The organism is Methylosinus sp. (assembly GCF_036560965.1).
GTDB lineage: Bacteria > Pseudomonadota > Alphaproteobacteria > Rhizobiales > Beijerinckiaceae > Methylosinus.
Map to the genome: position 1 here is coordinate 45,334 of NZ_DATBQF010000028.1, position 21,010 is coordinate 66,343.

The 21,010-nt window shown below is 65.5% G+C and carries 25 protein-coding genes; 14 read left to right on the forward strand and 11 right to left on the reverse strand.

The annotated features are described in order from the left end of the window. Positions 1–27: 27 nt before the first annotated feature. Positions 28–366 carry a P-II family nitrogen regulator gene (locus VIF40_RS08855; RefSeq protein ID WP_003610684.1) on the reverse strand — a complete coding sequence of 113 codons (339 nt, stop codon included), beginning with the start codon at positions 364–366 and terminating at the stop codon, positions 28–30. Between the two features lie 77 nt (positions 367–443). Between VIF40_RS08855 and VIF40_RS08860 the strand changes: the two genes are divergently transcribed. Continuing rightward, positions 444–662 carry a hypothetical protein gene (locus tag VIF40_RS08860; protein ID WP_331937157.1) on the forward strand — a complete coding sequence of 73 codons (219 nt, stop codon included), beginning with the start codon at positions 444–446 and terminating at the stop codon, positions 660–662. Between the two features lie 44 nt (positions 663–706). Here VIF40_RS08860 and VIF40_RS08865 read toward each other — a convergent pair whose 3' ends face one another. The 8 genes from VIF40_RS08865 to lnt all read right to left on the reverse strand — a co-directional run bounded on the left by VIF40_RS08865 (position 707) and on the right by lnt (position 7,933). Beyond that, positions 707–1,594, reverse strand: a complete 888-nt coding sequence (locus VIF40_RS08865) for an acyl-CoA thioesterase II (protein WP_331937158.1) — start codon at positions 1,592–1,594, stop codon at positions 707–709. A 5-nt stretch (positions 1,595–1,599) separates the two neighbouring features. Next, positions 1,600–1,830: a Trm112 family protein gene (locus VIF40_RS08870; protein ID WP_331937159.1), complete on the reverse strand. Its 231-nt coding sequence runs from the start codon at positions 1,828–1,830 to the stop codon at positions 1,600–1,602. A gap of 56 nt (positions 1,831–1,886) precedes the next feature. Beyond that, on the reverse strand, positions 1,887–2,555 hold the full coding sequence (locus VIF40_RS08875; protein ID WP_331937160.1) for an LON peptidase substrate-binding domain-containing protein: 669 nt from the start codon (positions 2,553–2,555) through the stop codon (positions 1,887–1,889). 46 nt (positions 2,556–2,601) lie between these two features. After that, on the reverse strand, positions 2,602–3,495 hold the full coding sequence (locus tag VIF40_RS08880; protein WP_331937161.1) for a co-chaperone YbbN: 894 nt from the start codon (positions 3,493–3,495) through the stop codon (positions 2,602–2,604). A gap of 89 nt (positions 3,496–3,584) precedes the next feature. Beyond that, complete coding sequence (gene trmB / locus VIF40_RS08885; RefSeq protein ID WP_331937162.1) at positions 3,585–4,319, reverse strand: tRNA (guanosine(46)-N7)-methyltransferase TrmB; 735 nt, start codon at positions 4,317–4,319, stop codon at positions 3,585–3,587. Between the two features lie 26 nt (positions 4,320–4,345). Further along, a complete protein-coding gene (metK, locus tag VIF40_RS08890) occupies positions 4,346–5,536 on the reverse strand; it encodes a methionine adenosyltransferase (protein WP_331937163.1) in 1,191 nt (396 codons plus the stop codon). A 138-nt stretch (positions 5,537–5,674) separates the two neighbouring features. Beyond that, positions 5,675–6,115 (reverse strand): helix-turn-helix transcriptional regulator, encoded by a 441-nt coding sequence (locus VIF40_RS08895; RefSeq protein ID WP_331937164.1) that lies wholly within the window; start codon positions 6,113–6,115, stop codon positions 5,675–5,677. Between the two features lie 132 nt (positions 6,116–6,247). Then, entirely contained in the window at positions 6,248–7,933 is a 1,686-nt protein-coding gene (gene lnt, locus VIF40_RS08900) for an apolipoprotein N-acyltransferase (RefSeq protein ID WP_331937165.1), read from the reverse strand. Between the two features lie 160 nt (positions 7,934–8,093). Here lnt and VIF40_RS08905 point away from each other — a divergent pair, with 160 nt between their 5' ends. The 5 genes from VIF40_RS08905 to VIF40_RS08925 all read left to right on the forward strand — a co-directional run bounded on the left by VIF40_RS08905 (position 8,094) and on the right by VIF40_RS08925 (position 11,038). Next, positions 8,094–8,555, forward strand: coding sequence for a flavodoxin family protein (locus VIF40_RS08905; protein WP_331937166.1), 462 nt, complete (start codon positions 8,094–8,096; stop codon positions 8,553–8,555). Positions 8,556–8,626: 71 nt separating this feature from the next. Further along, the gene (locus VIF40_RS08910; RefSeq protein ID WP_331937167.1) at positions 8,627–9,034 is read left to right on the forward strand and encodes a DUF350 domain-containing protein; all 408 of its coding nucleotides are present in this window, start codon (positions 8,627–8,629) and stop codon (positions 9,032–9,034) included. Between the two features lie 4 nt (positions 9,035–9,038). Beyond that, positions 9,039–9,461, forward strand: a complete 423-nt coding sequence (locus VIF40_RS08915; RefSeq protein ID WP_331937168.1) for a hypothetical protein — start codon at positions 9,039–9,041, stop codon at positions 9,459–9,461. Next, positions 9,458–10,612, forward strand: coding sequence for a glutathionylspermidine synthase family protein (locus tag VIF40_RS08920; RefSeq protein ID WP_331937169.1), 1,155 nt, complete (start codon positions 9,458–9,460; stop codon positions 10,610–10,612). Before VIF40_RS08915 ends, VIF40_RS08920 begins: the two co-directional genes overlap by 4 nt. A 60-nt stretch (positions 10,613–10,672) precedes the next feature. Further along, positions 10,673–11,038, forward strand: coding sequence for a 2Fe-2S iron-sulfur cluster-binding protein (locus VIF40_RS08925; RefSeq protein ID WP_331937170.1), 366 nt, complete (start codon positions 10,673–10,675; stop codon positions 11,036–11,038). 77 nt (positions 11,039–11,115) lie between these two features. Here VIF40_RS08925 and VIF40_RS08930 read toward each other — a convergent pair whose 3' ends face one another. Beyond that, positions 11,116–12,261, reverse strand: a complete 1,146-nt coding sequence (locus VIF40_RS08930; RefSeq protein ID WP_331937171.1) for a HupE/UreJ family protein — start codon at positions 12,259–12,261, stop codon at positions 11,116–11,118. 230 nt (positions 12,262–12,491) lie between these two features. Here VIF40_RS08930 and VIF40_RS08935 point away from each other — a divergent pair, with 230 nt between their 5' ends. Together VIF40_RS08935 and der are read left to right on the forward strand one after the other, a co-directional pair. After that, positions 12,492–13,193: a tetratricopeptide repeat protein gene (locus VIF40_RS08935; RefSeq protein WP_331937172.1), complete on the forward strand. Its 702-nt coding sequence runs from the start codon at positions 12,492–12,494 to the stop codon at positions 13,191–13,193. A 50-nt stretch (positions 13,194–13,243) separates the two neighbouring features. Further along, positions 13,244–14,641: a ribosome biogenesis GTPase Der gene (gene der / locus VIF40_RS08940; RefSeq protein WP_331937173.1), complete on the forward strand. Its 1,398-nt coding sequence runs from the start codon at positions 13,244–13,246 to the stop codon at positions 14,639–14,641. Between the two features lie 82 nt (positions 14,642–14,723). On the opposite strand, the gene VIF40_RS08945 is transcribed toward der, so the two are convergent. Then, positions 14,724–15,227: a J domain-containing protein gene (locus tag VIF40_RS08945; protein ID WP_331937174.1), complete on the reverse strand. Its 504-nt coding sequence runs from the start codon at positions 15,225–15,227 to the stop codon at positions 14,724–14,726. Positions 15,228–15,487: 260 nt separating this feature from the next. Between VIF40_RS08945 and VIF40_RS08950 the strand changes: the two genes are divergently transcribed. The 6 genes from VIF40_RS08950 (at position 15,488) to VIF40_RS08975 (ending at position 20,950) form a co-directional block, all read left to right on the forward strand. Next, the gene (locus tag VIF40_RS08950) at positions 15,488–15,907 is read left to right on the forward strand and encodes a rubrerythrin family protein (protein WP_331937175.1); all 420 of its coding nucleotides are present in this window, start codon (positions 15,488–15,490) and stop codon (positions 15,905–15,907) included. A gap of 155 nt (positions 15,908–16,062) precedes the next feature. After that, on the forward strand, positions 16,063–17,403 hold the full coding sequence (locus VIF40_RS08955) for a heterodisulfide reductase-related iron-sulfur binding cluster (protein ID WP_331937176.1): 1,341 nt from the start codon (positions 16,063–16,065) through the stop codon (positions 17,401–17,403). Between the two features lie 22 nt (positions 17,404–17,425). Continuing rightward, positions 17,426–17,923: a hypothetical protein gene (locus tag VIF40_RS08960; protein ID WP_331937177.1), complete on the forward strand. Its 498-nt coding sequence runs from the start codon at positions 17,426–17,428 to the stop codon at positions 17,921–17,923. Positions 17,924–17,948: 25 nt separating this feature from the next. Continuing rightward, entirely contained in the window at positions 17,949–18,536 is a 588-nt protein-coding gene (locus tag VIF40_RS08965; RefSeq protein WP_331937178.1) for a DUF3501 family protein, read from the forward strand. Between the two features lie 210 nt (positions 18,537–18,746). Then, entirely contained in the window at positions 18,747–19,217 is a 471-nt protein-coding gene (locus VIF40_RS08970; protein ID WP_331937179.1) for a hypothetical protein, read from the forward strand. Between the two features lie 137 nt (positions 19,218–19,354). Further along, positions 19,355–20,950: a peptide chain release factor 3 gene (locus VIF40_RS08975; RefSeq protein ID WP_331937180.1), complete on the forward strand. Its 1,596-nt coding sequence runs from the start codon at positions 19,355–19,357 to the stop codon at positions 20,948–20,950. Positions 20,951–21,010 lie beyond the last annotated feature (60 nt).

The window sequence follows — 21,010 nt, forward strand, 5'->3', positions numbered from 1 at the left end:
AACTCCTGGTGATTTTTCTGGAGAGGGTCAGAGCGCGTCGGCGTCGCGCTCGCCGGTGCGGATGCGGATCGTCTGCTCGAGGGGAAGAACGAAAATCTTGCCGTCGCCGATCTGCCCGGTATGGGCGGCGGTCGTGATCGCTTCTATGGCCTTGGCGACGAGCTCCGACGTCACCGCAACCTCGATTTTGAGCTTCGGCAGGAAGCTCACCGCATATTCCGCGCCGCGGTAGATCTCGGTGTGGCCCTTCTGACGCCCGTATCCCTTGACTTCCGTCACGGTGAGACCGTGGACGCCGATGTTCGTCAGCGCGTCACGGACCTCATCGAGCTTGAAGGGCTTGATGATCGCTGTCACGATTTTCATCTGCCTATCCTGTTGTTCTGGACCTACATGGCTGTGACGTCTCGTCCTGTGAGACGGCGCCCAATATGGCGAGGGCCATGACGAGCACCGTTGTGCTCATGCCGCGAACCTTCAAATGCCGTGCCAGCTCGCGCACGGTCTCGCGGACAGACGCGAAGCAGAAAAGAACGGCAAATAAAATCAAATCCGTGGCGAAGCGCCGCAGCAAGCCGGCGGCGGGCGGTGGAGCGCAGGACAAGGGCGCAGGACAAGGGATTGCGGCCCTGCGCCGTCGCCGTGGCGCAGCAAGCAGGTGAAAGAAAAGGCGCCTGCAAAAAGGCAGATGGCGCCTATGAAATAATCAATTATCTGCTCGAGATTCGAGTGAGTGATTACGGATCAAGCCCTCCTGCGCCACCGAGGCGATCAAGCGTCCATCCATGGAGAAGATCATGCCCCGCGCGAGCGTGCGGGCGCCGGCGGCGGTCGGGCTGTCCTGCGTGTAGAGCAGCCATTCGTCGACGCGGAACGGCCGATGGAACCACAAGGCGTGATCCAGGCTCGCGACCTGCAGCCTCTCGTCGAAAATCGAGAGGCCATGCGCGACGAGCGCGGTGTTCAGCAGCGTCATGTCCGAAAGATAGGCGAGCAGGGCCTGATGCGTCGCCAAATCGTCGCGGATGCGGTCGACGAGCCGGAACCAGATATATTGCCGCGTGTCCGCCGTCCCCGTGTTCAGAAAAAAAGCGTGTGGATCGACGACGCGTATATCCACGGCCGGCGAACCGGCGATGCATTTCGCGGCGTCGAGCGGTAGGAACTCGGCGAAACGCTGGGCCAGCGCATTTTTCGTCGGCAGGCTCTCGGGGTCGGGAGCAGGCGGCGCGGCGAAGGCGTGCTCCAGGCCGGGCTCGTCGATCTGAAACGACGCCTCCATGGAGAAAATCTCGCGGCCGCGCTGCCGCGCCACGCAGCGCCGCGTCGTGAAGCTCTTGCCGTCGCGCAGGCGCTCGACGGAAAAGTCGATCGGCGTCCCCGGATCGCCGGGCAGGATGAAATAAGCGTGCAGCGAATGGGCGGGGCGGTCGGACGGAACGGTCCGCTGCGCGGCGACGAGCGCCTGTCCAACGACCTGCCCGCCATAGACGCGGGGGCTGCGGGATCGGCTATAGCCGCGGTAGGCGTCCTCGCCTATCGGCTCGAGATCGAGCAGCGCGACCAGTTCCTGCGTGGGGAGGGGGGCGTCCATGCGGGTCAGTCGACTGGCCGCGCCTCCTCCGGCAGCATGATGGGGATGCCGTCGCGGATCGGATAGGCGAGCCGCGCGGAGCGGGAGATCAGCTCCTGGCGCTCGGCGTCATATTCGAGCGTCGATTTGGTGAGCGGGCAGACCAGAATTTCCAACAGGCGAGGGTCGACCTTCGTCGCTGCGGAGGCGGGGGCGTCCTCGCCCTCATGCGTGGGCTTCTCGGATTTGTCGCTCATCGTGGCGCCTTTCTGCAAGTCAGAAACCGTATATGCCGCAGCGGCGGAAAAAATCTCTAATGAAATTGCGGCGGATCGTCGCTGTTCTGCGCCAGATCGAGCTCGGCCAGCGCGACGAGAATTTCGGCGCGCGAGCGCAGGTCGACCGCCTCGAGCAGCGCTTGCTTCTCATTCGAGCCGAAGGGGCTCATCATCGCGAGCGCATTGACCAGCGCCTCGTTGGGGGCGGCGTCTATGCTGGTCCAATCCACGTCGAGCTGCGAGCCGTCGGCGAATTCGCGCAGCATGCGGATCATCCCCGTGCGGTCGACATTATCCTCGCCGGCTCCGGGCTCGAGGTCGATGAGGAAATCATCATAGCTGACCCGGCAGGTCCGATAGGCCAGCGTCGTCGGCAGCTCCTCCTCGATGCGAAAGCGCGCTATGCCGGTGAGGGAGATGAGATAGCGGCCGTCGCCGGTCTCGGAGAAGCGCGTGATGCGTCCGGCGCAGCCGATCTGGCGTAGCGCGGGCGTCGGATCATTCTCGTCCTGGCCGGGCAGGGGCTGGATCATGCCGATGACGCGCTGCGAGGCGATGGCGTCGTCGACCATCGCCAGATAGCGCGGCTCGAATATGTTGAGCGGCAGCTCGCCGCGCGGCAGCAGCAGCGCGCGCGTCAGTGGAAACACCGGAACGACGCCCGGCAAAGTGTTCGCATCTTTATAGGGTTGATTGACGCTCATGTCGGTCGGCGGCGATCGCCGCCACTCCTCGAGAAACTCGCTCGCATCAGGAGAACAGCAGCGACGACAGGCGCCGCCTCGCGCCTATGGTCGCTTTGTCGAGCGGCCCCCACGCATCGAAGAATTGGATGAGTTGCTTCCTCGCCCCGTCGTCGTTCCAACTACGGTCCTTTCGGATGATGTCAAGGAGCACGGTGGCGGCCTCCTCGCGCTTGCCTTTCGCGTTGAGCGCGAGGGCGAGATCGAAGCGCGCCTGCAGATCGTCCGGGTCGAAGGCGACGCGCTTCTGGAGCTCGTCGATCTCGCCGAGATCGGAGGCGGCGAGCGCATTCTCCAGCGACGCCGCCGCCGCCGCGACCAGCGGGTCCGCGCCGACCGCGGCAGGCAGGCCTTCGAGCAGCGCCTGCGCGTCGGCGAGACGGTCCTGCTCCACATAGAGGCGGATGAGTTCCGCCGCCGCTTTGGCGAAGGGCGGGGTCTCTCCGACGAGCTCGAGCAGGATCGCCTCGGCGGCCTCGAGCTGGCCTTCGCCGATCAACGCCTCGGCGGTGAGAAAGGCGTCGGTTCCCTCGTCCTCGAGCGGTCCGGCGAGTCGTTCGATGAAGCCGCGAATCTGCTTTTCCGGCAGCGCGCCGACAAACCCGTCCGCCGGCCGGCCGCGCTGGAAGGCGACCACGGCGGGAATGGATTTCACGCCGAGCTGGCCGGCGATGTCCGGATGCTGGTCGATATTCATCTTGACGAGCTTCACCCGTCCGCCGGCGGCCTTGACGGCGCGTTCCAACGCGGGCGCGAGCTGCTTGCAGGGCTCGCACCAGGGCGCCCAGAAATCGACGAGCACGGGCTGGCGCAGCGACGCCTCCAGAACATCGGCGCGAAATGTCGCCGTCGTCGTCTCGGTCGTCCGGGCGTCGTCTTGCGCCGTCAGTTCCGCCGCCATCGCACCGTCTCCAGCACTGTTCCGCTAGAGCGTTTCCAGTCGAAGTGGACGCCGGTTCGGCGTTTGGAAACGCGTCAAATCAAAAGACTCTAGGCGTCGCTCGCAGGGTCGTGCTCGCGTTCTCGACGCCTCACGAAAGTCAGATAGACCGGTTTGCGTCCGGCCGCCATCGCTTTCGCCTCGTATTTCGTCTGCGTCCAGCCGTCCCAGGGCGTGAGCCAGTCCGTCGACGTCGCGGCGCTCCATGCAAAATCCGTGGCTTCTCGGACGCGCGCCAGCGTCCAGCCGGCATAATCGTCGATATCCGTCGCAAAACGCAATTGCGCGCCCGGCCGCATGACCCGCGCGAGCGCCTCCAATGTCTCTTTCGCGACGAAGCGCCGCTTGCGGTGGCGGCGCTTGGGCCAGGGGTCTGGATAGAAGAGAAAGGTCCGGCCCAGGCTCGCCGGCGGCAGCCGGGCGATGACCTCGGCGGCGTCGCCCTGATGCAGGCGGATATTGGCGAGGCCGAGCGCGTCTATGCGGGCGAGGAGCTTGGCGATGCCGTTCACGAAGGGCTCGCAGCCGATGAAGCCGACATCGGGCGACGCGGCCGCAGCCGCGATGAGATGCTCGCCGCCGCCGAAGCCGATCTCGAGAAACACATCCTCGACGGGGGTCGAAAACAGGCTCGGCGCATGAAGGCAGGGCTGCGACAAATCGAGAGTCAGTCTGGGCAGCAGCTCCCGCATGAGGCGAGCCTGGCCGGCGCGGAGCGCCTTGCCTTTGCTGCGGCCATAGAGACGGCGCGACACCAGGGTCGCGCCGTCGTCGGTCTCATTCATGGCGTCGTCGCCGGCGATGGCGTCGGTCAGGAGAAATGCGCCTTCAGCGCGTCGGCGAGATCGGCGCGTTCCCAGGAGAAGCCGCCTTCCTCGTCCGGCGTGCGGCCGAAATGGCCATAGGCCGAGGTGCGGGCGTAGATCGGCTTGTTGAGCTGCAGATGCTCGCGAATGCCGCGCGGCGACAGGCGCATGATCTGCGGCAGCAGCGCCTCGAGCTTGTCCTCGGGAACCTGGCCGGTGCCGTGCAGATCGACATAGATCGACAGCGGCTCGGCCACGCCGATGGCGTAGGAGAGCTGCAGCGTGGCGCGATCCGCGAGGCCCGCCGCCACGATGTTCTTGGCCAGATAGCGGGCGGCGTAGGCGGCCGAGCGGTCGACCTTGGTCGGGTCCTTGCCGGAGAAGGCGCCGCCGCCGTGCGGCGCGGCTCCGCCATAGGTGTCGACGATGATCTTCCGGCCGGTGAGGCCGGCGTCGCCATCCGGGCCGCCGATATGGAACTTGCCGGTGGGATTGACGTGCCACACCGTCTCCTTGGTCACGAAGCCCGCGGGCAGCGCGTCCAGAATATAGGGCTCGACGATGGCGCGTATGTCCTGCGGCGTCAGATTCTCGTCGGTGTGCTGATGCGAGAGCACGATCTGCGTGGCCTCGACCGGCTTGCCGTTCTCGTAGCGCAGCGTGACCTGGCTCTTGGCGTCGGGGCCGAGGCCCTTCTCCTTGCCCGTATGGCGGGCATGGGCGAGATCCTCGAGAATCTTGTGCGCGTAATAGATCGGGGCCGGCAGCAGATCGGGCGTCTCGCGCACCGCATAGCCGAACATGATGCCCTGATCGCCCGCGCCCTCGTCCTTATTGCCGGCGGCGTCGACGCCCTGGGCGATATCGGCCGATTGCGCATGCAGCAGCACTTCCACGTCGGCGTTCTGCCAGTGGAAGCCGGCCTGCTCATAGCCGATGGATTTGATCGCCTTGCGGGCGACGTCGACGATCTGCTCCTTGGGGATGGCCGGGCCGCGCACCTCGCCGGCGATCACCACGCGATTGGTGGTGGCGAGAGTCTCGGCGGCCACACGGATCTGATAGGGGTCGACGCCGAACTTGGCTCCCTCGCGAAAGAACAAATCGACGATTTCGTCCGAAATGCGGTCACACACCTTGTCGGGATGGCCTTCCGAAACCGACTCGCTGGTGAAAAGATAGTTCTGTCTCGTCACATCCGATCTCCGTCCAAGCGTCGACCCGCCGCCCGTGGGCGGACGGACCCTTCCATGTGCCCAAATCAGTACAGGCGTCGTTCGTTTCGTCAAGCCATATATGGCGAAATGTTCTTTATAGAGAACTCGGGCGTCGGCCTATTTGGCGGCGGGATCGCCGGCGTCCGGCGCCTTGGCGGCCTCGTCCTGATCGGCGAGCGTCGAGATCAGGTCGATGACGCGCTTGCGCACCTTGGGATCCTTGATGCGGGCGAACGCGCGATTGAGATGGAGGCCCTCTGCGGTCGACAGAAAATCGACGACATATTGCGAGGAGGATTCCTCGGCGAAGCCGTCTCCGGCGGGCTGCGTCGACGGCGCGCCATCGAAGAAGAAGGAGGGCGGCACATTCAGCGTCTTCGAAATCTGCTGCAGACGGCTCGCGCCGATGCGGTTCGTGCCTTTTTCGTATTTCTGCACTTGTTGGAATGTCAGGCCCAAAGCCTCTCCGAGCTTCTCCTGGCTCATTTTCATCAGAATGCGCTGCATGCGCACGCGGCTCCCGACGTGCCGGTCGATCGGATCGGGCGCCTTTTTCACTGCGACTGGTTCCTTTTGCTCATCGTCGTCCGGCCTTTCGTCGAAGGGGCTGATCTAAGGGGCTGATCTAAAGAGGATTTCGCCGAGCCTAGGGTTGGCGCGGACGCATCCGCCGCGATTTCGAGGAGTGGCTCACGAAGCACCCGTCCGAAACGCAGTCAAACCCGCAAGGCCGCGAAAGCGTCCGAACAGGGCGAAAATTATTGTGAAGAACCAAAGCGTTGAAGTCCAGCGAAAAGGATGGGCGGCAAACGGCGGCGCATCCGCGGGCCGCGGCAGGCGCGCGTCGATGACGCCATCGACGCCGAGCGGCAGGCGGTGGAGAACGCGCCCATAGGGGTCGACGACCGCGGAAATCCCGGTGTTGGCGACGCGCGCCAGCGGCAGGCCCTCCTCGATGCTGCGCAGCCGCGCCTGGGCGAAATGCTGATAGGGGCCGCTGGTCGTGCCGAACCAGCCGTCATTGGTCACATTGAGCAGCCATTGCGGTCGCTCGCCGGCGGCCTCGACCGCCTCGCCCGGAAAGATCGCCTCGTAGCAGACGAGCGGCGCGGCGAGCGGCAGGCCCGGCGCGACGAATCGCCGTGGGCCGGTCCCCTCGTCCCAGGTTCCGGGGACGAGCTGCGTGACGCCGAGCGGCGCCAGCAGCTTCGAAAGCGGCAGATATTCGCCGAAAGGCACGAGATGGATCTTGTCGTAGGCGGCGACGATGCGGCCGTTCTGCACCGCCAAAATCGAATTGAAGATTTTCGTGCGGCGCCGGCCGTCCTCGCGGCGCGAGTCGTCCTCGACGCGCGCGGCGCCGGTGACGAGAACGGCGTCGCGCATCGTCGCGGCGATGCGCGCCAGCGCGTCCGGATCGCGCGAGAGGATGAAGGGAAAAGCCGACTCCGGCCAGATGATATGAGTCGCGTCGGCGACGCCGGAGCGGCCGGGCGCGACGGCGCGGTCGGAGAGCTCGAGATAGCGGCTCAGGATCGCCGGGCCGTTCTCCGGCTTGAATTTCGCGTCCTGCGGGAGGTTCGGCTGCATCAGCCGCAATTTCACGCCGTCGACATAGTCCGTCTTGCCCGACGCCAGCCGCAGCGCGCCATAGCCGGCCATCGCGACGGCGAGGACCAGCGCGACGACGATCGCCGGCGTGAGGCGGCGACGGCCGTCGATGAGCGTCGCCGGCGCGGCGAACAGAATGACGGCCAGAATATCGAGCCCGTGCATGCCGACGAGCGCCGCCGTCTGATCGAGATAGGGGACGGCGGCGAGCGCCATGCCGAAATCATTCCACGGAAAGCCGGTGAAGAGTCGCCCGCGCAAAAGCTCCGAAGCGCCGAGGCCGGCCGCCAGCGCGAAGATTCGCGCCGAGCCGCCCGACCACAGCGCCCGCGCCAGAGCGAAGCCCAGCGCCGGGAAAAGGGCGAGAACCGCCGGCGCGCCGATGACGGCGAGCGGCAGCGCCCAGGCGAATTGGTCGGGCTCGACCAGCATGGCCGCGCCGAGCCACCAGAGCCCGGCGAGAAAATAGCCGAAGCCGAGCCACCAGCCGGCCCCCGCCGCGCGGCGGACCGAGGCGGCGAGATAGGAGAAGCCGCTTTCGCCGCTGGCTGCCGCCGAGCCGTCGAGGAGCCAGACCGCGACGCACATGGGGACGAGCATGGCCGGCGCGAGATCGACCGGAGCCAGCGCCAGCGCGCCCACGGCTCCGGCGGCGAAGGCGATGGCGCGGCGCGTCCAGCCTTCGGCGAGGATGATGCGTTGGGGGAGGGTCGGTCCTGTCCTCGAGCCGTCGGAGGGAGTCTGGGTGAGGAATTGCTGCGCCATGGGCATCCGTTCGATTCGAAGTGGCGCGCGGACTCTAGCCCGTCCGACGGCCGCGCCCTAGGGGCTCGCGCGGTCGCCGAGAAGCGCTATCATCGAGGCGGACGACCGCGCTGTGCGGCAGCGCACGCGCCGGAGCGCCCGCAGGAGAATCGATCGCCCGATGGCCGCCAAGCGCCTGCTCCTTCTCGCCCATGCGCCCTCGCCCAACACGCGGCGATTGCGCGACGCCGTGCTCGACGGCGCGCGCGCGATCGCCGGCGTCGAGGTGATCGCCCGCGCGCCGCTGCAAGCGACGCCGGAGGATGCGCTGGCGGCGGACGCGCTCATTCTGGGGACGCCGGAAAATCTCGGCTATATGAGCGGCGCGCTGAAGGATTTCTTCGACCGCAGCTATTATCCCTGCCTCGAGCGCATGCAGGGGCGGCCCTATGCGCTCTATATTCGCGCCGGCAACGACGGCGCCGGCGCCAGGCGCAGCGTCGAGAGCGTCGCGACGGGATTGCGTTGGCGCGCGGTGCAGGAGCCGCTGATCTTTCGCGGGGATTGGCGCGAGGATTTCGTCGAGGCGTGCCGCGAGCTGGGAATGGCGATGGCCGCGGGGCTGGAGGCGGGGGTGTTTTGAATCATCGTCCCGTTCCTTTCGCGCGGCGACCCTGCTAACCTCTGCGCACGACATTTCCGAGAGGACCGACATTGCCCGCAGACCTCGCCTCCGGCCTCCTGTCCTTCGCCGCTTATTTTCTCGGGACCATCGCTTATTGCGCCGCATTCTGCGTCGTCTACACGCGGCTCACGCCGCATTGCGAATTCGATCTCATCGTCAATGAGCACAACGCCTCCGCGGCCATCGCCTTCGGCGGCAGCCTCATCGGCTTCGCCATCGCGCTCGCGGGCGCGGTGCACAATACGCAATCGGGGCTCGAATTCATCATCTGGGGCTTCGTCGCCTTCGCCACGCAGATCATCGCCTATCTTCTCGCGCGCCTCGCGCATCCGGGGCTCTCGCAGGCGATCGAGCAGAACGCCATCGCCGCGGCGGTGTGGCTCGCCGCCGTCTCCATCTCCGCCGGCGTGCTCAGCGCCGCCTGCATGAGTCCTTGAGGCCATGGCCGAGCCGCCCCGCAAGGAATTCGGACGCCGCGGCCAGGCGCCGCCCGTCGTCACTCATGCGCCGAAGGGGCTTCCCGGCGGCGCCCCCGCTCCATCGCCGTTTCGCAAGCGTTCGCTGGCCATAGCGGCGATCGCCGTCGGCTCGCTGTCGATCGGCGCGTTGACGCTCTTTGAAACGTCGCGGCGCGACTGTCCCGAGGGCGCCGATCCGGAGCGGCGGGACTGCAATCATTCGAGCAGCCATGGCGGCTCGGGCGGCCATTCATGGTCGAGCGGATCGTCGTCGAGCGGATCGTCGTCCTCCTCTCACTCTTCCGGGGGCGAGAGCGCCTCTGGCCATGCGGGCGCGGCCTCCGGCCATGCGGTCTCCTTCGGCGGCTTCGGCGGCATGGGCGCGGGCCATGGCGGCGGCTCGTGAGGCGCGAGCCCTCGCCGCCGCGTCCCGATTTCGCCGAGGAGGCGAAACGAATCGGCTTTCACTATGCTCACGCCGACGGCGAGCCCTATTGGGACGAGACGGCGCGTTACGTTTTTTCCATGCGCGAGATCGAGGATCGTCTCGAGACCGCGACGGCCGATCTCGCCGCGCTCTGCGAAGACGTCGTCGCGCGCATCGTGACCGATGAGCAGGCGCTCGAGCGTCTGCGCATTCCGCGTCACGCATGGGCGCCGATCGCCGAGAGTCATGCGCGCCGCGATCCCTCGCTCTACGGACGCTTCGATTTCGCCTATGACGGAAGCGGGCCGCCGAGACTCCTCGAATATAACGCCGACACGCCGACGAGCCTGTTCGAATCCTCTGTCGTGCAATGGTTCTGGCTCGAGCGGATGATCGAGCGCGGCCATTTGCCCGCGGGCGCGGATCAGTTCAATTCGCTGCATGATCGGCTGATCGCGCGATGGCGCGAGATCGCCGAGGGCGGGCCTGTGCATTTCGCCTGCATGACGGCGAGCGTCGAGGATCGCGGCAATGTCGCCTATCTCGCCGATTGCGCGGCGCAGGCGGGCTCGTGGACGGCGCGCGTCGACATGCGCGACATCGGACTTTGCGGCGAGATGTTCGTCGATCGGCTGGGGCGGCGCGTCGAGCGAATGTTCAAGCTCTATCCGTGGGAGTGGATGTTCGCCGACGCCTTCGGCAAATCCGCGGCGATGGGCGCGACGCGTTTCGTCGAGCCGCCGTGGAAGGCGGTCGCTTCGAGCAAGGGCTTTCTCGCTCTGCTGTGGGAGGCCGCGCCGGGCCATCCCAATCTGCTGCCCTGCTTCTTCGAGGATGACGCGCGCGCGTCCTCGCTGTCGCGCTTCGCGCGCAAGCCGCTCTATTCGCGCGAGGGCGCCAATGTCACGCTCGTCGACGGCGATGCGCGTCTCGCGGAGACGAAGGGAGCCTATGGCGGCGAAGGCTATGTGCGGCAGGAATTATGTCTGTTGCCGAATGTCGGCGGACGTTATCCCGTGCTCGGTTGCTGGCTCGTCGGCGGCGCGCCGGCGGGCATGGGCCTGCGTGAGGATTCGTCGCTGGTGACGACGGATCGTTCGCGCTTTTTGCCGCATGCGATCATCGATTGACGCTCGCCGGATCGAGGCGTACGCTTCTCCTCGTAAATAAGAAAATAAGGGAGAACGGCCATGCCCGACGTCACTTTCTCCACCCCTCTTCTCCACAAAAATGTGACGGTCTATGCGGTCGCCGGCGACACGCACACGATACTCGCCGTCGCCGAGGCGAATAAGATTCCGATACCGCATGATTGCAAGGACGGCGAATGCGGCTCCTGCCTCATCGAGGTGACGCCGCTCGACGACAAGACGATGGGCGCGACGCTCACCGAGAAAGAGAAAGCGCAGCTGAAGTCCGTGGGCAAGATCACGGCGGAGGACATCGTCCGCGCCGAGGTCGACGACATTCCGCCGAAGTTTCGGCTCGCCTGCCAATATGTCGTGCGCAACCAGGATATTCTGGTGAATTTCACCGGAGAGCCCGGCGGCGCCTGACGCGCGCGAGCTTCGTATTCGAGCTTCGTTTTCGCGTCTCGGCGGCGAAGTCGACCACCGAGACGCGAAGGCGTTCGTCAGCCGATGAGGCCGACGCGCTCGGCGGCCCAATAGAGGCCGAACAGAGCGATGAGCGCGGAGCAGGGATAGACGATCTTCGGGCTGCGCTTGCCCTTGTCGGAGAAGCGATCGAGCGCCAGCAGCAGCGGCACGACGACGAGGACGACGCCGATCTGGCCGACCTCGACGCCGATGTTGAAGCTCGCCAGCGCCGGCACGACGGCGCGCTGCGGAACGCCGATCTCGATGAGCCCGCTCGCGAAGCCGAAGCCGTGAATGAAGCCGAAGAGAAATGTGTCGCGCCAGCGCGTTTCGGTGACGCGGGTGAAGAAGTTCTCCACCGCGACATAGACGATCGACAGCGCGATGGCGATCTCGACCCAGGCGCTCGGCAGCGTGACGACATTCAGCGCGGCGAGCGACAGCGTCACCGAATGCGAGGCGGTGAAGGCGGTCACGATCTTCACCACCGGCCAGACGCGGCTCGCCCACAGCACCACGGCGAGCAGGAAGCACAGATGATCATAGCCGGTCATGATGTGCTCTATGCCGGCATGGAAGAATTTCGGCGCGAGCTCCCAGGGCGTGAGCAGCGGCTTCGACAGATCGACCGCGCCGTCGGCGGGGAAGATCAGCACTTGCCCGGGGCCGGGCGTCGCGCCGACGCGCTGCTCGGGGGTGAGCACGGGCGGATCGGGACGCTCGCCGATCGAGACGAGCTGCTTGGCGCGCTTGCCTTGCGTCGCCATCAGCCGGTCGGGATCGTAGAGGATCGGGCCGGCGACGCCCGAGCAGTCGAATTGCAGCGAGACCTTGGCGTCATACGGATTGGACGGGTCCTCGCCGGAGTAGATCACCTTGCTCGGGCAGAGCTTGCCGTCGGCGTTGCGCAGATCGACGCGCTTGACGATGAATTTGCCGATTTCCGCCTCGAGCACGCCCGGCGGCGACAGATCGACGCCGGCGCGCTCCTCCTGCGTCTCCTGGAACATGCGCTCTATATCCGTGCCGAGGAAGCCGATGTCGACGCGGTAGCGGTCGCCGGCTTCGGGGAGGACCTTGGCGCTGGAGATGTCCGCCGTATGGGCGAGAGCCGGGAGACAGGAAGCGGCGAAGGCGAAGACCGCGAAAAAGGCCGTCGCCGGCCGGACCCGAAAATTCATGGCGGAGCGCCTCCCGTGGCGTTGTATGATTTAAATAAAATTACATCACACGATAGCCGCGAACAAGCCGGCGGCGGCCGGGCGGCGCCCTTCGCCGGCGAGGTGGAATGCCGCAGGCCGCTCCCTGTCCCATCGGGTTGGGCGGGAGAACTGGCCTTGCGTCCTTGCCCATGCTAACAGCGGCCTCGGCGGCCGGATCGTCCCGGCGCCAATCTCGAGCAGGAGCGGCCATGTCCGATATTTTCCACGAGGTCGACGAAGACGTCCGCCGGGACAAGGCGGCGAACCTCTGGAAGCGCTATCAGACGCCGGTCATCGTCGGCGCTTTTCTGGTCGTCGTCGCGACAGGGGCCTACAGCTTCTACGAGAGCAACCGCATCAAGGCCGCCGAGGGCGCCAATGTCCGCTTCGGCGCGGCCGCCGCGCTCGCGACCCAGGGCAAGAGCGCCGAGGCGCTCGCCGGCTTCGAGTCCGTTATCAAGGATGCGCCGAAGGGCTACGCCACTCTGGCGCGGCTGCGCGCGGCCGAGGAAATGGCGCAGAGCGACAAGACCAAGGCGGTCGCCGCCTTCGACGCCATCGCCGCGGACAAGGGCGTCGACAAGCTGACGCAGCAAGTCGCGAAGCTGCGCGCCGGACTCGTCCTGCTCGAGCTCGGCGAGCGGCAGAAGATGGCCGATCATTTCGGCGAGCTCGTCACCGCCGATGGGCCGCTCCGCTACACGGCGCAGGAGCTATTGGGGCTCGACGCGCTTCAGGACAGCGATCTCGACGAGGCCGACCGCGCCTTCAAGGTCATCCTCAACGATCAGGAGGCGCCGCATGCGATGCGCCAGCGCGCCAGCGCCTATAAGGCGCTGCTCGACGCCGCGCGCGGCCCTGTTCCGCCGGCCGCCGCTCCCGCCGCTCCCGTTCCCGGCGGCGCCAAGTAAGCGCGATCGCTAGAGGCGGCGTCGCCGCGACGTTGGACCAAAGGGCCACAATGTCCTTCACGCTCGCTATCATCGGCCGACCGAATGTCGGTAAATCGACCTTATTCAACCGGCTCGTCGGCAAGAAGCTGGCGCTGGTCGACGACCGGCCGGGCGTCACCCGCGACCGCCGCGAGGGCGAGGCGCGCCTCGCCGATCTGCGCTTCACCATCATCGATACGGCGGGGCTCGAGGAAGGCGCCTCGGCGACGCTCGAAGGGCGGATGCGCGCCCAGACCGAGGCGGCGATCGAGACCGCCGACGCCATTCTCTTCATGATCGACGCGCGCGTCGGCGTGACGCCGGACGATAAATATTTCGCCGATCTGGTGCGCCGCGCCGGCAAGCCGGTGATCCTCGCGGCCAACAAGTCGGAAGGGCGCAAGGGCGAGGCGGGTCTGGTCGAGGCCTATGAGCTCGGCCTCGGCGACCCCGTGCCGCTCTCCGCCGAGCATGGCGAGGGTCTCGGCGAATTTTACGACGCGCTGCGGGAAGCGCTGCCGGGGGCGACAGCGGTCTGGGAGGAGGACGAGGAGGCCACGACCGACATCGCCATCTCGGTGGATGAGGACGGCAGCGAGGCCGATCCGACCAAGCCTATGCGCATCGCCGTCGTCGGGCGTCCCAACGCCGGCAAATCGACGCTGATCAACCGTCTGCTCGGCGAGGATCGCCTGCTCACCGGGCCGGAGGCGGGCATCACCCGCGATTCCATCTCCGTGCCCTTCCGCTGGCGCGACCGCGAGATGAAGCTGTTCGACACCGCCGGCCTGCGCAAGCGCGCGCGGGTCGTCGACAAGCTGGAGAAGCTCGCCGGCGCCGATGCGCTGCGCGCCGTGCGCTTCTCGGAAGTCGTCGTGCTGCTGCTCGATTCGGCCATTCCTTTCGAAAAGCAGGATTTGACCATCGCCGATCTCGCCGCGCGCGAGGGCAGGGCGGTGGTCATCGCGCTCGGCAAATGGGATACAGTCGCCGATCCGGGAACCCGGCTCGCCAAGCTGCGCGAGGAGGCCGATCACCTGCTGTCGCAGATCAAGGGCTCGCCGGTCGTTCCCGTCTCCGGCGTGACCGGCTATGGGCTCGACAATCTGATGCGCGCGATTCTCGGGGCGCATGACGTTTGGAACCGGCGCATTTCGACGGCGCGGCTCAATCGCTGGCTCGAGAGCGTCATCGACGAGACGCCGCCGCCGGCGGTCTCCGGCCGACGCATCAAGATTCGCTATATGACGCAGGCCAAGGCGCGGCCGCCGCATTTCATTCTGTTCGGCAATCAGCTCGACGAGCTGCCGGCGAGCTATCTGCGCTTTCTCGTCAACAGCCTGCGCCGCGGCTTCGATCTGCCCGGCACGCCGATCCGCATCTCGACGCGCGGGGGAGAGAATCCCTACGACAAGGGGAAGCGATAGGCCGCTTCGTGTCCTTCGTGTCTTCGTGGTTCAATTCACCACGAAGACACGAAGACACGAAGACGATCGACAACCCCGCTTTTCAGCTCGCCCCTTCGAACTGCGCCAGCAGCGCGTCGCGCGCCTCGGCGATGCGGCGATAATCCTCCGCCGTGCCGCCGGCGTCGGGATGCGCGGTCTTGGCCAGACGGCGGAAGGCGGATTTGATCTCGGCCGGGTCCAGCGCGCCCTCTGTGGGCAATTCCAGCGTCTCGCGGTGCTCCTGATTGTCGTCCTCGTCGAAATCGAACATCTTCTGGAAGGCGGCGCGCTGCTTGCGGCCTTCTAAGCGCAGCTCGACCTGATCCTCCTTCCAGCGTTGGAGCGACATCACGAAGCAGGCGCCGAAGGCGATGCGGCCCTGCGTCTCCAATTCGTCCAGGCTGAACGGCCCCACCACGTCATAGGGCGGCGCGAGACAGGCCATTCGGACGCCGTCGACGATCTCGACGCGGCCGATCGTGACCTTGTCGGAAACGCCGAGCGATCCGTTCCAGACGACCCAGTCCAATGTCTCCGCCGATTCCCCCGCCGATTCCTCCGCCATGCAGCGCGCTCTCATGCATCAGGCGCCGCGCCCGTCGCTTTTGTGCGAAAAGGGCCGGCCGCGTTTGTACAATCTCGCGTTACATGCAGTTTCGGAGCCAATATCGCGGCGCAGCATGTTTTTGGCGCTTCGTCCCCAGCCAATGACGAGATTGGCGCTTGGCAATCATTAATTTCGAATTATTCTAAAGAAGGGCGTTCCGACTGGCCATCGGGACAGCGGCGGCGCCCCCAATCAGGGTTCATCCAAGGAGCTGCGTTATGGCTACGCTCAAGGGCACCAAGACCGAACAGAATCTGAAGGATGCGTTCGCGGGCGAGTCCCAGGCGAACCGTCGCTATCTGTATTTCGCTCAAAAGGCCGATATCGAAGGCCACAATGATGTGGCGTCAGTGTTCCGTTCGACCGCCGAGGGCGAGACGGGCCATGCGCATGGCCATCTCGAATTCCTCGAGGCGGTGGGCGATCCGGCCACCGGCCTGCCGATCGGCAAGACCTCGGACAATCTGAAGGCCGCCGTCGCCGGCGAGACGCATGAATATACGGATATGTATCCGGGCTTCGCGCGCTCGGCCCGCGAGGAGGGCTTCGAGGAGATCGGCGACTGGTTCGAGACGCTGGCCAAGGCCGAGCGCTCGCACGCCGGCCGCTTCCAGAAGGCTCTCGACGAGCTGAACTGAGCCTCGCTACGCAACCGTCCGGCGGCCCGCCGAAGTCGAAGAGCGGCGCCGCCGGAACGGCCCTCGGGAGTTTTTCCGCGGTCCGGCTCCGGGGCGTTTTCGCACGCCTCGGTGGGCGGCGCGTCGCGGGGACACGAGAAGGAATTGGACGCGAGATGAGAGAAGGCGGGCTCGGGGCGCCGTTTCGGCGTCCGTTGGATTGGGAAAATCCAGACTTCTACGACGAGGCGAAGCTCGACGCCGAAATGCGCCGCGTGCTGGACATTTGCCATGGTTGCCGGCGCTGCTTCAATCTCTGCGATTCCTTTCCGCGCCTGTTCGATCTCGTCGACGAATCCGCCAAAGGCGAGATCGAGACCGTCGCCAGCGTCGATTTCAAAAAGGTCGTGGACGCCTGCACGCTCTGCGACATGTGCTTCCTGACCAAATGCCCCTATGTGCCGCCGCATGAGTTCGATCTCGACTTCCCGCATCTGATGCTGCGCTATCGCGCCGTCGAGGCGAAGAAGAACGGCGTCGGTTTCGCGGATCGCCAGCTCGCCGACACCGACCGCAATGGCGCCGTGGCGGTGAAGCTCGCGCCGCTCGCCAATTGGGCGACGGATTGCTCGCATCATGCGGCGCGCAATGCGCTGGAGACGGTCGCCGGCCTGCATCATGAGGCCGCGCTGCCGAAATATTCGAAGAAGACTTTGGAGGCGCTCGCGAAGGACACGCCGGTCGAGGTGAACCGGGAAGCGCCGGGCTTCGGTCGCAAGGCGGTGATCTACGCCACCTGCTTCGGCGAATATAATGATCCCGGCGTCGGCCTCGCGGCGCGCGCCGTGCTCGCCAAAAACGGCGTCGAGACGGAGATTTTGCACCCTGCTTGCTGCGGCATGCCGCTGCTCGAGCAGGGGCTCATCGGGGAGGTCGCGGCCTCGGCGAAGCAGGTCGCCGCCGCCTTCGAGCCCTGGATCGACAAGGGCTATGACATTATCGCGCTGGTTCCCTCCTGCGCGCTGATGCTGAAATTCGAATGGCCGCTGATCGCGACCGATGACGCGAAGGTCAAGCGCCTCGCCGCGGCGACCTATGATCTCAGCGAATATGTCGTCGGCATCTCGCGCAAGGAGGGGCTGGCGGAAGGGCTCTCGCCGATCGAGGGCGGCGTCGCCTTGCATGTCTCCTGCCACTCGCGCGCGCAGAATATCGGGCAGAAGGGCGCGGAGCTTTTGCGTCTCCTCCCGCGGGCGGATGTCGCGGTCATCGAGCGCTGCTCGGGCCACGGCGGCGCCTGGGGCTATAAGACGCAAAATTTCGAGACGGCGCTGAAGGTCGGCAAGCCGGTGGCGCGGCAGGCGCAATCCTCTGGCAAAAGCTATATTGTTTCCGAATGTCCGCTTTCCGGCCCGCATATCGTGCAGGGCATGGAAAGACTCGACGCGGAGGCGAAAAAGCCCGAGCTTCTCGCGCATCCGATCGAGCTGATCGCGCGGGCCTATGGGTTCTTTTGATCTGCAGACTCAGGGAAGCAAGATGGAAAATGCGATTGTTGAAGCGGTTAGACAAATATTGATCCAGCTACATGATCTCGCTGACCGTGGCCTACCACAGCAACAGATTGACAAAGTAAGGCGTGAAGCAATTTTCTTTCTTTACGAGGGCGGGGCAGCGGCAAAGTGGTCTTTCGATCGGCCACATTCGGCAGCCGCGAGGGATATGCACCGCAGAGCGCGTGAAACAGGTATTCTCTTTAATGAAAGGCGCTTCCGTATCACATACGAGCACGCAATACCGCTAAAATTGCTACGAGAGGGCTTACGGCAGGCAACCGAATCGACAGAGCAAATGCGAGGTTTTTTGAGCCGTCATGTTCAAGGCGTTGTGGTCTTGAAAGAAGAAGATACGGTAATTACCAAACAGGGGCTACGCGATCGACTTCCTGACGGCGCACAGTTCTTCGATCTGATGGCTCGCTACCGAGCGGCCGGAATTGCATTTGAGCCTGAAGACGAACACAAACTGCAGCGTTAAGTTTTAGGTACATAGGGATACCACGATGGCGAAGCACCACATCACCGTCGCCGATCTTCTTCCTCCGGACGAATATGCCGAGGTCCGCGTCGAGAGCCGCCGCCGCATCGCTGCGCGCAAGCGTGATCGCCGAGTCGAGGTCGGGCCTTTCGTCACCTTCTATTTCGAGAATTTCGAGACGATCTGGCTGCAGATCCAGGAGATGATCCACATAGAGAAGGGGACGCTCGCGCAGGCGCCGAGCGAGATCGCCGCCTATGCGCCGCTGATCCCCAAGGGCCGCGAATTGGTCGCCACTTTCATGATCGAGATCGACGATCCGCTGCGCCGCAAGCGCGTGCTGGACACGCTGGGCGCGATCGAGGAGAGCGCCTTCATCGAAGTGGGAGGCGAGCGCATCGCCGGCGTCGCCGAAGCCGATCAGGACCGCACCAGAGCCGACGGCAAGGCCTCCGCCGTGCAATTCGTGCATTTTCCCTTCACCGACGCGCAGGTCGCGGGCTTTCGAGAGCCCGGCGCGCGCGTGCTGATCGGCTTCACGCATCAGAATTACGGGCATATCGCGGTCATGCCGGAGGCGGTGCGGGCGGAGCTTTCCGGGGATTTCGCGTGAGGGGAGAAGGGCTGTCATCCTGCGCCTTTTCGTCCGCGCCGAGTCGGATCGACACGGTTGTCCGGCCTCGTTCTCGCAGGGCTCGGCTTTGTCGTGCTTTTCCGCGGTCTCGGATGACGGAAGATCGCGAATTGTGGTTTTCGCCACATCTTTAGGGCGGAGGCGCTCGTAAATATTCGTTCATCGCAACAGTGATGAACGGGGACGAAAATGACCGCTATCATGACTTACAATGTTTGGATGGCGCGCACCTCCCTCGCCGGACGGAAAAGAAGCATCGAGCTGCGTGCGCTGGACGCCGCTATGCTTGCCTATCAAGTCGCTCCGGACAATAGTGGCGCACTTTTGACTCTGAAGTCCAGGCTATATGAATTCATCGCAAAGAAGAGCGGCGGCGCGGTCCGAGCGGTCGGTGGGACGCTGATCGGCCTGATCACGAAGAGAAACGGCCGGATGATCGATGGCGTCGGCCCGGTGCAGGAGCTCTACGCGCAGGTGGAGGCCGCGTTCGGGGCGGCTGCGGGCCCTTCCGGCGCCTCTGCGCCGCCGCCGCCCGCCCCGATGGCGACGATGACGGCGACGCCATCGGCCGGAATCGGCTCGGCGCCCTTCATCCGAAGCGCGGCGCCGTCGCCTTTCGCCAGCGCTCGCCCGACGGCGGGCATCAGCGCTCTGGCATGAGCGCTCTGGCGCGGCGTCCGACCCGGCGCCTCGGTCTGATGCGCGAGCGCCCGCCCACGCGAGGCTGGCCTTGCGGCGCAAATGACCGTAAAGGGCGTGGCGACAGTCGCCCCGCCCTTTCCCAGTGAGCCCACGCCTTGAGCACACCATCCGCCGACCCCGTCTCGCGGCGGCGCACCTTCGCCATCATCTCCCACCCGGACGCGGGCAAGACCACGCTCACCGAGAAGCTTCTGCTGTTCGGCGGCGCGATCCAGCTCGCCGGCGCGGTGAAGGCCAAGCGCAACGCCCAGCAGACGCGCTCGGACTGGATGAGCATAGAGCGCGAGCGCGGCATTTCCGTCGTCACCTCGGTGATGACCTTCGAATATGGCGATTGCGTCTTCAACTTGCTCGACACGCCGGGCCATGAGGACTTTTCGGAGGACACCTATCGCACGCTCTCCGCCGTGGACGCGGCGGTGATGGTGATCGACGCCGCCAAGGGCATCGAAGCGCGCACGCGCAAGCTCTTCGAAGTGTGCCGGCTGCGCGACATTCCGATCGTCACCTTCATCAACAAGCTCGATCGCGACGGCCGCGATCCCTTCTCGCTGCTCGACGAGGTCGAGAAGACGCTGGCGCTCGACACGGCGCCCGTCACCTGGCCGATCGGCTCTGGCCGCAGCTTTGCCGGCACCTACTGCTTCGCGACCAAATCCGTGCGCAAGATCGACGCCGACACCGAGCCGATGACCGTCTCCGGCCTCGACGATCCGGCGCTGCTCGCATTGCTGCCGGCCCATGAGGCGGACGCCTGGCTGGAAGAGGCCATGCTCGCCGAGGAAGGCTGCAAGAAATTCGAGCTCGCGGCGTTTCGCGAGGGGCATTTGACGCCGGTCTTCTTCGGCAGCGCGCTGCGCAATTTCGGCGTGCGCGATCTCATCGACGCGATGGCCGACTATGCGCCCTCGCCGCGCGGGCAGGACGCCGACAAGCGCCATGTCGAGGCCAAGGAGCCGAAGATGGCCGGCTTCGTCTTCAAGATTCAGGCGAATATGGACCCGAACCATCGCGACCGCATCGCCTTCATGCGCGTCTGCTCGGGCAAGCTCTCGCGCGGCATGAAGGCGAAGATCGTGCGCACCGGCAAGACGATCTCGCTCAACGCCCCGCAATTCTTCTTCGCGCGCGACCGCTCCATCGCCGATGAAGCCTATGCCGGCGATGTGGTGGGCATTCCCAATCACGGCATATTGCGCATCGGCGACACGCTCACCGAGGGCGAGGAGATTTCCTTCCGCGGCGTGCCGAGCTTCGCGCCGGAAATTTTGCGCCGCATCGTCATCACCGACGCGATGAAGGCCAAGAAGCTGCGCGAGGCGCTGCGCCAGCTGGCGGAGGAGGGCGTCGTGCAGCTCTTCCTGCCCAATGACGGCTCGGGCGCGCTGGTCGGCGTGGTCGGCGCGCTGCAGCTAGACGTGCTGACGACGCGGCTCGAGGCCGAATATGGGCTGGAGACGAAATACGAGACCTCGCGCTTCGCGATCTGCCGCTGGATAACGTCGCAGGACCCGATCGCGCTGAAGAGCTTCGTCGACTCGCATGGCTCGTCGATGGCGGAGGACATAGACGGCGCGCCGGTGTTCATGTCGTCGAGCGAGTTCCAGCTGCGCTATGACGCGGAGCGGTATCCGGCGATCGTGTTCTCCGATGTGAAGGATTATCAGAAAAGCGGAGCGGCCAAGGGCTGACGAAAGAGCAGGGCGCCGGCGTTCGGCGATGTCGTGCGCGAGACGCATGACGGAAAAGCG